This is a genomic window from Curtobacterium sp. Leaf261 (assembly GCF_001422205.1).
Classification (GTDB): domain Bacteria; phylum Actinomycetota; class Actinomycetes; order Actinomycetales; family Microbacteriaceae; genus Curtobacterium.
On record NZ_LMMJ01000007.1, the window covers coordinates 87,196 to 99,385 of the forward strand.

Here is a 12,190-nt window from a genome sequence, read left to right on the forward strand (position 1 = left end):
TCCCGTCCCGTCCCGTCCCTCCCGCAAAACACCGAGAAGGCGGCTTCTCGCAGAGCTATTTCCCTGCGAGAAGCCGCCTTCCTGGTGTTTTGCGGGCTCGGGGCCTAGTGGTCCCCGTCGGACTCCAGCGCCTCGGCAGCATGCTCCACGTCGACGCGCTCGAACTCGTCCTCGACATCGTCGTCGAGGTCGTCCTCGTCGTCGTCCAGGTCGTCGTCGTCCTCGTCGTCGTCCGAGTCGTCCTCGTCCGAGTCGTCGTCGTCGTCCGAGTCATCGTCGTCGTCCGAGTCATCGTCGTCGTCCGACTCGTCGTCATCGTCGTCGTCCGACTCGTCCTCGCCCGACTCCTCGTCGCCCTGCGCCGCACGCCAGTCCGCCATGCGCTCGGACCACGGCACCCAGTCCGGCGCGAGCAGCGAGCCGTCGCCCGGCATGAGCTCGACCTCGAGCACGGTGGGCGCGTCGCCCTCGACCTGGGCGACGCTGACCGTCCACCGCCAGCCCGGGTACCCGGGCATGGTGTTCGCGAAGCGCACCGACACGACGCCGTCACCCTCGTCCACGGTGTCGAGGACCGCGCCGACGGTCGATTCCGGGGTGACCTCGAGCAGCGCCTGCTTCGCGAGGATGGTGGGATCGTCGATCATGGTGTGCTCACGCGTCCAGCTGGTCCGCCACGTGGCGGAGGATGGTGGCCGTCCGACGACCGTTCTTGGGGTAGTGGCCGTGCCGCAGGTCGCCACTGATGCGGTCGAGCTCCTTCACGAGGTCCTCGATGATCACCGCCATGTCGTCCGCGGAGCGCCGCTGGATCTTCGCGAGGCTCGGCCCCGCGTCGAGGATGCGGACGGACAGCGCCTGCGTGCCGCGCTTGCCCGCGACCACGCCGTACTCCAACCGCGCACCGGCCTTGATGGTCTCGGCACCGTCGGGGAGGGCGGACGCGTGCAGGAAGACCTGTTCGCCGTCATCGCCAGTGATGAAGCCGAACCCCTTCGCGTCGTCGTAGAACTTGACCTTGCCGGTCGGCATGACTGCACTCCTGTGGTTGATGGTGGATCCGCGTGGTGTGACTGCGCGTTCCGTGGTCTGCGCCACCGCCCGGGATGGGCAGCACCTGTCCGGCACGTTCCCGGTCGTCTATCCTTGCCAGGTGGCCAAGCAGACCCGAAGCACTCCCGAGGCCCGGAACGCCGGTACGCCGATCCAGACACCTGGTCGGACGCCGAGCACACCGGAACCCTCGGTGACGCCCAATCGTAGCGAACGCGCGCTGGCGTTCATGCTCGCCGGGGTCGTCGGCGTCTCGATCCTCTGCATGATCATCATGATCGTGGCGTGGTTGACCATCAAGGAGATCCCCGGCACCGGTGTCTGGCCGGTCATCACGGTGCTCCCGGAGATCGGGTTCCCGATCGGGATCGTGCTCCTCCTGACGCTGCTCGCGGTGAACTGGACCCGCAAGGCCCGCGCGAACCGGAACGAGACCCGCTGAGCGTCCGGCGCACGACCGGGCGACCGGACAGCACCCCCGAGGGTCGATGACGACCGCGGCGGACCTCGCGGCGCGCCTCCGGGCGATGCCGAGCGACCAGCTCGTCGAGCTCGTGACGCGGCGACGGCTCCCCGGCGGTGCCCTCGCGGTGAACGGCCCCGCTGCGATCACGGACTTCTTCGACCTCGCCGACGCGCTGCGGACCCCCGAGTCCGTCGACCGCGCGCTCGACCGGCTCCCCCGCCGGGCACTCGAGGCCCTGCTCGACCCGGCGACCGCCGCGCCCGGAGACCTCGAGCCCGCGGTCGCACTGGTGCTCGCCGATGAGCACGAGGCCGACGACGCCGTCGCTGCCCGACTCGCTGCGCGCACCGATCTCCAGCGCGCCCTGGCCGCCGGACCGGCACCGTCCCTCCAGTCCGGATCGTCCGCGAGCGCGGCCGCGGCCGCGACCGCAGCCGCAGCCGCCGACGCAACCGGACCCGCCGACGCGACCGGACCCGACGACGCAACCGGCGCATCCCGGTCTGGAGGCACGGCTGGCGTCACCGGCGCACCGACCGACCCCGACACGCTCACCAGGGCACGCGGCATCGCCGCGGAACGCGCGTTCACGACCATGACCGCACTCGCCGAGCTCCTCCGGCAGGTCGACGACGGCGCCGTGCACGAACTCGCCAAGGGCGGCATCGGCGCGCCGCTCGCACGCGCCCTCTCCGCGGCCGCCGGCACCGAACAGGGTCAGGTCGCACCGCTGCTGCAGCTCCTCACGATGGTGGACGCCGTCGACACGGGCGAGCAGGTCTGGACCGCCACGGAGACCGGCCGTGCCTGGCTCGTCACCGACTGGGCGGAGCGCTGGGCCGAGCTCGTGGCCCGCTGGCGGAACGCGCTTCCGGACCCGGTCCGCTCGGTGCTCGCACTCGCGGCGGACGACTGGGACCACGTCGCCGAGCTCGGTCGCTGGGCGTACCCGGGCGGGGCGGACTGGCTGGACGCCGACCTCGCTGCGGCCGCCGATGCCGCGGAGCAACTCGGTCTCGTGGTCGACGGGCACACCACCTCGACCGGTCGGACGCTCCTCGCGCTGCCGGAACACCCCGGCGGTGACGTGCCGGACCGCGACGCCGCGGTGGCCGTGGCCCGGGCCGACCTCCCGCCGATCGTCGACTCGGTGTACCTGCAGCACGACCTCACGGTGATCGCACCCGGCCCCCTGGCCCCCGCCGACGACGACCGGCTCCGGGCCGTCGCGGACGTCGAGGCCCCGGGGCTCGCCACGCGGTACCGCATCTCCGAGGACAGCATCCGTCGGGCCCTGCTCGGCGGACGTGGCCGCGAGGAGATCCTCGGCATCCTCGGGGACCTCTCCGCCACCGGGCTCCCGCAACCGGTCACGTACCTCGTCGACCAGGTCGCCGCGCGCGCCGGCAGCATCGTCGTCGACCGGGACACCGGTGGCATCGGCACGGTCGTCCGCGGCCCGGCCGACCAGCTCGACCTGATCGGCGTGGACGCGGAGCTCCGGCACTTCACCTGGGACCGCCGCGCGCTGACGGTGCTCGTGACGCGCTACCCCCTCGACGTCGTCGCGGCCGAGCTCGAGCGGCAGCGCTACCCCGCCGTCGTCGCGGCCGGTGCCCGCGAAAGCCGGTCGACCGCGCCGTCGCCCCGTCGTCCGGCCGCCAGGACGCCCGAGACGCAGGCCAGGGACCTCGTCGACCGGCTGCGGGTCGCCACCGAGCGCGGGGATCGCGAGCCGGAGCAGGAGTGGCTCGGGCGACAGATCGACCTCGCGATCCGCGGCAAGGTCCCGATCCGGGTGATCGTCAGGATGCCCGACGGCACCGAGGCCCCGTTCACGATCGTGCCGACGTCCGTCGCCGCCGGGCGGGTCCGCGGGCGGGACACCCACGCGGACGTGGAGCGGACGCTGCCGCTGTCGCTCGTGGTGACGGTGGAGTCCGAGGCGTAGTCCGAGCCGCCCGCCCTGCCCCGCCCTGCCCTGCCGCCCGCCCTGCCTGCGCTGCCCTGCCCCGCCCTGCGCGAGAGGTCTCACTTGAGCCGTCTCGCGTGCCGACGCGTCGCAGATGAGACTCCTCGGCCCAGGAGCTCGGGCCTGCGGACCTCGCCCGGCGGACCATCGCAGCCACGACGCACCCGCGACACGTAAGCTGGAACGTCTATGAACGGGCCACTCATCGTGCAGAGCGACCGCACCGTGCTGCTTGAGGTCGCACACCCGGACGCCGACGACGCACGTCACGAACTCTCCACCTTCGCCGAACTCGAACGCGCCCCCGAGCACGTCCACACCTACCGGATCACCCGGCTCGGCCTCTGGAACGCCCGGGCCGCAGGGCACGACGCCGAGCAGATGGTCTCCACGCTCGAACGCTTCGCCAAGTTCCCCGTCCCGCAGAGCGTGACGGTTGACATCCGCGACACGGTCGCCCGCTACGGCAAGCTCGTCATCCGGCGCGAGGAGGCCGTCGACGCCCCCGCCGTCGCGAACGACCCGCGCGAGGAGCTCGAGCGCCAGCCGAAGCTCGTCCTCACCGCGCTCGACCCGTCGGTCCTGGCCGAGGTCACGCGCTCCAAGCGCATCGCTCCGCTCCTCGGCGAGCGCCGCTCGGACACCTCGGTCGAGCTGCAGCAGTGGGCCCGCGGGCAGGTCAAGCAGGAGCTCGTCAAGATCGGCTGGCCCGCCGAGGACCTCGCGGGCTACACCCCCGGGCAGCCGCACGCGATCGACCTCGACACCACCGAGTGGAACCTCCGCGAGTACCAGCAGGACGCCGTCTCGAGCTTCTTCGCGCAGGGGTCCGGTGTCGTGGTGCTCCCCTGCGGTGCCGGCAAGACCCTCGTCGGCGCGGGTGCGATGGCCACCGCGAAGGCCACGACGCTCATCCTCGTCACGAACACCGTCTCCGCCAGGCAGTGGCGGGACGAGCTCCTCCGCCGGACGACCCTGACCGCGGACGAGATCGGCGAGTACTCCGGCAGCGTCAAGGAGATCCGCCCGATCACCATCGCGACCTACCAGATCCTCACCGCCAGGCGGAAGGGCGTCTACACGCACCTGTCCCTGCTCGACGCGATGGACTGGGGTCTCGTGGTCTACGACGAGGTCCACCTGCTCCCCGCGCCGGTGTTCAAGCTCACCGCGGACCTGCAGGCGCGTCGCCGACTCGGACTCACCGCGACCCTGGTGCGGGAGGACGGCCGCGAGGGCGACGTCTTCTCCCTCATCGGCCCGAAGCGCTACGACGCCCCGTGGAAGGAGATCGAGGCCCAGGGCTACATCTCCCCCGCCGAGTGCTACGAGGTCCGCATCGACCTGCCGCACGAGGACCGCCTGGAGTACGCCGCGTCGAGCGACGAGGACCGCTACCGCCTCGCAGCGACGAGCCCGGCGAAGACGCCGGTGGTCCGGGAGCTCATCGAGAAGCACCGTGGCGAGCAGATCCTGGTCATCGGGCAGTACATTGACCAGCTCGACGAGCTCGCGGCGCAGCTCGACGCCGCCGAGATCACGGGTGCCACGCCCGTAGACGAGCGGGAGCGGCTCTACCAGCAGTTCCGCCAGGGCGACATCGATGTCCTCGTCGTCTCGAAGGTCGCGAACTTCTCGATCGACCTGCCCGATGCGACCGTGGCGATCCAGGTGTCCGGCTCCTTCGGCTCCCGCCAGGAGGAGGCGCAGCGCCTCGGCCGGCTCCTCCGCCCGAACAAGGACGGCGTCCCGGCGTCGTTCTACACGCTCGTCACGCGGGACACGGTGGACCAGGACTTCGCCCAGAACCGGCAGCGGTTCCTCGCGGAGCAGGGCTACGCCTACACGATCCTCGACGCGGACCAGCTCGCGCCCGCCTGATCCGCGCGGCCAGGAACGCGACCGGGGAGACGGACTGGAGGGACGGTGCCAGCCCGCACCGTCCCTCCAGTCCGGTGATGGGTCGCGTTCCGGACACGCACCGGCCTCGTTCCGGCACCACCCCATCCGTTCCCAGGAAACCCCGAGGGAACGGCCAGATACTTGGGACATGACCGATGGCCCCAAGATCCTGATCGTCGACGACGAGCCGAACATCCGCGACCTCCTCACCACGTCGCTCCGCTTCGCGGGCTTCGCGGTCCGTGCCGTCGGCAACGGCGCCCAGGCGATCTCCGCCGTGCTCGAGGAAGAGCCTGACCTCATCATCCTCGACGTCATGCTCCCCGACATGAACGGCTTCGGCGTCACCAAGCGCCTCCGCTCGTCCGGCTACACCTCGCCGATCCTGTTCCTCACCGCGAAGGACGACACCGAGGACAAGATCACCGGCCTCACGGTCGGCGGCGACGACTACGTCACGAAGCCGTTCTCGCTCGACGAGATCGTCGCCCGCATCAAGGCGATCCTCCGTCGCACGATGAACGACGAAGAGGACGCGATCATCCGTGCCGGCGAACTGACGATGGACCAGGACACGCACGAGGTCACGATCGGCGACGCACAGATCGAGCTGAGCCCCACCGAGTTCAAGCTCCTCCGCTACCTCATGCTCAACCCGAACCGGGTGCTCTCGAAGGCGCAGATCCTCGACCACGTGTGGGAGTACGACTTCAATGGGGACGCCGGCATCGTCGAGTCCTACATCTCCTACCTCCGGCGCAAGCTCGACCAGTACTCGGCCGAGCCCGTCATCCAGACCAAGCGCGGCTTCGGCTACATGCTCAAGGCGTCCAAGGCGTCCTAGCCGCAGGTTGTCGGCGCGACCCCAGGTCCACGGGGGTCGCGCCGATTACTGTGTACGCAGCATGCACACACGCCTCTCACGCTGGTGGAGCGGAATCTCGCTCCGCACCAAGATCACCGGGATCACGGTCCTCCTGGTGACCCTCGGGCTGCTCGTGGCCGGGCTCGGCACGATGACCGCGCTCTCGACCTACCTCATGGGGCAGATCGACAACAACGTCAAGACGACCGCCAAGAGCCTCGACGGGCAGCAGAACTCCGTGACCGCCGAGGGGTACTGCAACTTCTCGATCCAGCTCGGCAGCTCGACGTACATCAGTGTCTACAACAGCAACGGCGACCTCATCTGCCACACCAAGTCCTCGGACTCGGAGCCGGACATCAGCGGCCTCGACCCATCCGCCGCCGCCAGCCAGAGCCAGGACGCGCCGTTCAGTCTCTACGACGCAGAGCGCAACCACGAGTGGCGCGCGATGGTCGTCAACGCCTCGGTGAAGGGCTCGGGGCAGGACCTCCGGATCCTCGTCGCGGTGTCGAGCGAGAACGCCGATGCCACGATCGCCCGGTTCACGTTCATCTTCCTGGGCTTCGGCATCTCCGTCGTGCTCCTCGGCGCGATGCTCACCCGGCTCCTAGTCACCGCGACCTTCGACCCGCTGCGCGACGTCGAGGACACGGCCGCCCGGTTCGCCGCCGGGGACTTCTCGCAGCGACTCGGCGACGACACCCCGAACACCGAGGTCGGGCGCCTCAACCGCTCGCTCAACACCATGCTCGAGCGCATCGACTCCGCGTTCGACGACCGGCAGCGGACGATCGAGCAGATGCGCCGGTTCGTCGGAGACGCCTCCCATGAACTCCGGACCCCGCTGGTCTCCCTCCGCGGGTACGCCGAGCTCTACCGGATGGGCGCCCTCCGGAAAGAGGAGGACGTCGCCCAGGCGATGGAGCGCATCGAGAAAGAGGCCCAGCGCATGGGGCTCCTCGTGCAGGACCTCCTGCAGCTCGCGCGCATCGACGAGTCGAAGCCCCTCGAGCTCGGCCCGGTCGACCTCGTGTCGATCGCCAGGGACTCCGCGCTCGACACCATGGCGTCGAACCCCGACCGCGAGATCCAGGTGCTCCTCACCGACTCCGTGACGGGTGTCGGCGTGCCGCAGTGGGTCGGGCCGGCCGCGCTCCCGCCTGCCTCCCCTGTGCCCGGGTCGCCGTCCGCGAACCTCACCGGACCGATCGCCTTCGCCGGGCAGACGCTCGCGCGGCTCCGCGCACGTCGTGGTCGTGCCATGGACGTCGAGTCGTCGGTGTCGGACTCCGAGACGACGCCGATGCCGGCCGTGGTGCTGCCCGCACGCGCGCCGGTGGTGCTCGCCGAGGAGAACAAGGTCCGGCAGGTGATCACGAACCTGATGGGCAACGCGATGCGGTTCACCCCGTACGACGACGCCATCGAGATCGGCATCGGGGTCGACGAGACCCGCGGGATGGCGCACCTCGACGTGATCGATCACGGGGAGGGCATCCCGCCACAGCTCCGCGAGAAGATCTTCCAGCGCTTCTGGCGTGCGGACACCTCGCGTGCTCGGGACACCGGCGGCTCGGGCCTCGGGCTGGCGATCGTGTCAGGCATCGTGGCGGCGCACCGCGGCGAGGTCGAGGTGTTCGACACCGTCGGCGGAGGTGCGACGTTCCGGGTGTGGCTCCCGCTGCTCCCTCGTGACTACGTCGCGCCCGAAGCGCCCGAGGCCTCCGAGGCGTCCGTCACCCAGTAGGTCCGCCGCGAGGTGCCGTGGGCCGTTCGTGCGCCGCACGGTCGGATCGCGCACGTGTCGCTTTCCCCCCGAACCGACAAGCTCGGCGCGCTTTCCGGCCGCGCCTGTCGCTTTCCCCCCGAACCGACAGCCTCGCCGTCCGTTCTGCGCGTGCCGTGCATGCCGTGCGCGCATGTCGCTTTGCCCCCAAACCGACAACCGCGCCGTACGTTCCGGGCAGACATGTCGCCTTCCCGTGAAACCGACACGGGTGTCCGCGTTCCGTTGTGGGGGCCGCGTACACCGGCCCAACATCCCGCCCGTGAAACGACGTCGGGAACCGCTCGAGGTGTCGCTCGATGCCCCGGAAGAGTCTGCGTTCGCATGGAGCGACATCACCGGGTGAAATCGACGTCGCATCTCGGCCCCGTTGTCGCATCATGCGCACGCATGGTGCCACTGGCCCGCAGCCGCGTGAGCGCAGGTCGGCATGAGACGGACGGGAGGCACGGGCCCCGCCCGCAACGCGCCTCCCGTTCGACACCGCGCGCGATCCACACCCCGCTCGCGCCCGCACCGCACCTTCCGCCCGGCGCCGTGCGCGCCCCACCCGCACCCGCACTCGCGCCCGCACCGCACCTTCCGCCCGACGCCGCGCGCGCCCCACCCGCACTCGCGCCCGCACCGCACCTTCCGCCCGGCGCCGTGCGCGACCCGCGCACGCGCATCCGCGGTCGCGGTCGCGGACACGCGGAACGGGCCGCCCTCCCGGAGGAGAGCGGCCCGTTCGTGGTGCTGTCGGCCAGCGGCGGGACTAGAAGTCCATGCCACCCGTCGGGTCGCCAGCCGGAGCCGGCGTGCGCTCGGGCTTGTCCGCGACGACGGCCTCGGTCGTGAGGAACAGACCGGCGATCGACGCAGCGTTCTGCAGTGCCGAGCGAGTCACCTTGGCCGGGTCGATGATGCCGGCCGCGATGAGGTCGACGTACTCACCGGTCGCGGCGTTGAGGCCCCACCCGGAGTCGAGCTCGCGGACCTTGGCGGCGACGACGCCCGGCTCGAGACCGGCGTTGAGCGCGATCTGCTTGAGCGGTGCGTCGATCGCGACGCGGACGATGTTCGCCCCGGTCGCCTCGTCGCCGACGAGCTCGAGGCTGTCGAGCGCGATCTTGCCGGCCTGGATGAGTGCGACGCCACCACCGGCGACGATGCCCTCTTCCACAGCGGCCTTGGCGTTGCGGACGGCGTCCTCGATGCGGTGCTTGCGCTCCTTGAGCTCGACCTCCGTTGCGGCACCCGCCTTGATGACGGCGACGCCACCTGCGAGCTTCGCGAGGCGCTCCTGGAGCTTCTCGCGGTCGTAGTCGGAGTCCGTGGCCTCGATCTCGCTGCGGATCTGGCGCACGCGACCGGCGATCTGCTCAGTGTCACCCGCACCTTCGACGATCGTGGTCTCGTCCTTGGTGATGACGACCTTGCGAGCACGGCCGAGCAGGTCGAGGGTGGCGTTCTCGAGCTTGAGACCGACCTCCTCGGAGATGACCTGGCCACCCGTGAGGATCGCGATGTCCTGGAGCATGGCCTTGCGACGGTCACCGAAGCCCGGAGCCTTGACGGCGACGGACTTGAAGATGCCGCGGATCTTGTTCACGACGAGCGTGGCCAGGGCCTCGCCGTCGACGTCCTCGGCGATGATCAGGAGCTGCTTGCCCGACTGGATGACCTTGTCCACGACGGGGAGCAGGTCCTTGATGTTCGAGATCTTCGAGTTGACGATCAGGATGTAGGCGTCCTCGAAGACGGCTTCCTGACGCTCGGGGTCGGTGACGAAGTACTGCGACAGATAGCCCTTGTCGAAGCGCATGCCCTCGGTGAGCTCGAGCTCGGTGCCGAACGTGTTCGACTCCTCGACCGTGACGACGCCTTCCTTGCCGACCTTGTCGATCGCCTCGGCGATGAGCGCGCCGATCGTCGGGTCCGCAGCCGAGATCGACGCGGTGGCGGCGATCTGGTCCTTGGTCTCGATCTCCTTGGCGTCCGACAGCAGCTGAGCGGAGACGGCCGCGACGGCCTTCTCGATGCCCTTCTTCAGGCTGATCGGGTCTGCGCCGGCGGCGACGTTGCGGAGGCCCTCGCGGACCAGTGCCTGCGCCAGGACGGTCGCGGTGGTGGTGCCGTCGCCCGCGACGTCGTCGGTCTTCTTGGCGACCTCCTTGACGAGCTCCGCACCGATCTTCTCGTAGGGGTCGTCGAGTTCGATCTCCTTGGCGATGGAGACACCGTCGTTCGTGATCGTGGGGGCGCCCCACTTCTTCTCGAGGACGACGTTGCGGCCGCGCGGGCCGAGCGTCACCTTCACGGCGTCAGCCAGGATGTTGAGGCCGCGCTCGAGGCCACGGCGGGCCTCCTCGTCGAAAGCAATGATCTTAGCCATTTGTGTTTTTCGTCCCTCCCGGACGTCGTGCTGGACGCGATGGTCTTGGCACTCGGTGGAACTGAGTGCTAGCCGATTCTGGCACTCGCACCTGGTGAGTGCAACCTCGCGTGCCGGACCCGCCGCGGCCGTGGGCGAACACCCAGGCGCCGAGGGCTGCCGCATCGGGAACGTCCAGAACACCGCGGTCCACCCCGAACACGCGGATCCCCGTGTTCCGTGCGGACGCGCGTGTTCAGAACACCCGTTCGCCCGGCCCGCAGAACACGCCGGCACCCCGCCACACGCAGAAGCGCGCCGTCCGATGTCGGACGACGCGCCTCGCGCTGCTCGGGTGCCGGCTCGGCGTCAGGCCGGCCTGACAGCCTCCGCCTGCGGGCCCTTCGAGCCGGTGCCGACGTCGAAGACGACCGCCTGCCCCTCCTCGAGCACCTTGTACCCGTTCATGTCGATCGCCGAGTAGTGCACGAAGACATCCTGTCCGCCGCCGTCGACGGTGATGAATCCGTAGCCCTTCTCAGCGTTGAACCACTTGACGGTCCCGTTGGCCATGTTCCAGCTCCCTGCGATGTCGCTGACGGCGGGGCGTGGGTTCGCACTCCGCCGGGTCCGAGTGCATCTGTGCCTCACCCGGGTTCTTCCTGACGATCCGCGAGAGCTTCGTCGACATTCCGTCGCTGGGGTGACCAGTTGCGATGCTATCCGCGGACACTCGTCGGACAAGGCCCGCGAACGCCTTTCGACGCGGGTATTCCCGGAACTCAACATGCCGGAAACACACCCGAAACGAACGACGCGGAATCCCCCGATGGAGGCGAGACGACGCCGGTCGCTCAGCGCGCGTAGTCGGCGCCGAGGACGACCGTCACGTCGGCGTTCGGGAACGCGGCGGACTGCTGCACGGAACCGACCCCGAGTGTCTTCACGACGCCCCTGGCGACCGCTGCCTGGTCCGCCGACTGGTAGTAGACGATGGTCCCGGTCGCGCCCTTGGTCGACGCGTTCCCGTCCGACGCGACCTGCCACCCGGCGCTCTCGAGCGTGGCGGTCCCGGTCGCGGCGAGACCGGTCGTCGCCGTGCCGTTCAGCACCGTGAGCGTGAGGTCCGCGGGCTGCGAGGACGGATCGGCGGTCGCCTCCTGGGTCGCGGACGGCGACGCGGACGCACTCGCCGAGGCCGACGTCGACGGGTTGGCGCCGCCGGTGAACTGGAAGCTGTCGTTCAGGAGCCCGAGTCCGAGCGCACCACCGCCGACGAGCACGCCGGTCGCGAGCGCCGCCCACGCGAAGACGATCCATCCGCGTCCGCGTCTGGGGAGTCCGCGGTGTGCGCCGACCCGCGGTCCGTCGGCGACGTCGTCGAACCGGTCTCGGGGGTGTCTAGTCATGCTGTTCGGAGAGTCCTTCACGTTCGGCGGATCCGAGGGTCCCGGACCCCGGAGCCCACGGCCCGATGGTCCCGGAGCCGAAGGTCCTGGTGGCGCGGGCACTCGTCCTCGCGTGGCGGAGGCGCTGCAGCCTGGTCACGAGCTGCGGGTCGACCGCGAGCGCTGCCGCGGAGTCGATCACACGGTTGAGCACCTGGTAGTAGCGGGCCGGGGACATGTCGAACTCGACGCGGATCTCGGCCTCCTTGGTTCGGTCGTGCCGCGCCCGGTCCTGCTCGAACGCCAGGATGCGCCGCGCGAGCTCCGACAGTTCGGAGTCGGTTCGGGGTCCGGTCACGTCGATCCGTTCGGTTGCTGATCGCGCCGGGCGGTTCGGGTCCG

The 12,190-nt window shown here is 70.2% G+C and carries 11 protein-coding genes; 5 read left to right on the forward strand and 6 right to left on the reverse strand.

Features of this window, described 5'->3' with window-relative positions; translation table 11 throughout:
- Positions 1 to 104 precede the first annotated feature (104 nt).
- Together ASF23_RS05720 and ASF23_RS05725 are read right to left on the reverse strand one after the other, a co-directional pair.
- Positions 105 to 647, reverse strand: coding sequence for a DUF3027 domain-containing protein (locus ASF23_RS05720; protein ID WP_055950450.1), 543 nt, complete (start codon positions 645 to 647; stop codon positions 105 to 107).
- Positions 648 to 654: 7 nt separating this feature from the next.
- The gene (locus tag ASF23_RS05725) at positions 655 to 1,032 is read right to left on the reverse strand and encodes a cold-shock protein (RefSeq protein ID WP_055950454.1); all 378 of its coding nucleotides are present in this window, start codon (positions 1,030 to 1,032) and stop codon (positions 655 to 657) included.
- A 214-nt stretch (positions 1,033 to 1,246) separates the two neighbouring features.
- Between ASF23_RS05725 and ASF23_RS05730 the strand changes: the two genes are divergently transcribed.
- The 5 genes from ASF23_RS05730 (at position 1,247) to ASF23_RS05750 (ending at position 8,008) form a co-directional block, all read left to right on the forward strand.
- Entirely contained in the window at positions 1,247 to 1,495 is a 249-nt protein-coding gene (locus ASF23_RS05730; RefSeq protein WP_156364279.1) for a hypothetical protein, read from the forward strand.
- A 46-nt stretch (positions 1,496 to 1,541) separates the two neighbouring features.
- Positions 1,542 to 3,470, forward strand: coding sequence for a helicase-associated domain-containing protein (locus tag ASF23_RS05735; RefSeq protein ID WP_055950460.1), 1,929 nt, complete (start codon positions 1,542 to 1,544; stop codon positions 3,468 to 3,470).
- A 210-nt stretch (positions 3,471 to 3,680) separates the two neighbouring features.
- On the forward strand, positions 3,681 to 5,372 hold the full coding sequence (locus ASF23_RS05740; protein WP_055950463.1) for a DNA repair helicase XPB: 1,692 nt from the start codon (positions 3,681 to 3,683) through the stop codon (positions 5,370 to 5,372).
- A gap of 169 nt (positions 5,373 to 5,541) precedes the next feature.
- Positions 5,542 to 6,237, forward strand: a complete 696-nt coding sequence (locus ASF23_RS05745; RefSeq protein ID WP_055950466.1) for a response regulator transcription factor — start codon at positions 5,542 to 5,544, stop codon at positions 6,235 to 6,237.
- A 61-nt stretch (positions 6,238 to 6,298) separates the two neighbouring features.
- On the forward strand, positions 6,299 to 8,008 hold the full coding sequence (locus ASF23_RS05750; RefSeq protein WP_055950469.1) for a sensor histidine kinase: 1,710 nt from the start codon (positions 6,299 to 6,301) through the stop codon (positions 8,006 to 8,008).
- A 793-nt stretch (positions 8,009 to 8,801) separates the two neighbouring features.
- Here ASF23_RS05750 and groL read toward each other — a convergent pair.
- From groL to ASF23_RS05770, 4 genes are all read right to left on the reverse strand, one after another.
- Entirely contained in the window at positions 8,802 to 10,421 is a 1,620-nt protein-coding gene (gene groL / locus ASF23_RS05755; RefSeq protein ID WP_055950472.1) for a chaperonin GroEL, read from the reverse strand.
- A 348-nt stretch (positions 10,422 to 10,769) separates the two neighbouring features.
- Positions 10,770 to 10,973, reverse strand: coding sequence for a cold-shock protein (locus ASF23_RS05760; protein ID WP_055950475.1), 204 nt, complete (start codon positions 10,971 to 10,973; stop codon positions 10,770 to 10,772).
- Positions 10,974 to 11,254: 281 nt separating this feature from the next.
- Entirely contained in the window at positions 11,255 to 11,809 is a 555-nt protein-coding gene (locus ASF23_RS05765) for a LytR C-terminal domain-containing protein (protein ID WP_055950478.1), read from the reverse strand.
- Positions 11,802 to 12,146 (reverse strand): DUF3263 domain-containing protein, encoded by a 345-nt coding sequence (locus tag ASF23_RS05770; protein WP_235510795.1) that lies wholly within the window; start codon positions 12,144 to 12,146, stop codon positions 11,802 to 11,804. Before ASF23_RS05770 ends, ASF23_RS05765 begins: the two co-directional genes overlap by 8 nt.
- Positions 12,147 to 12,190 lie beyond the last annotated feature (44 nt).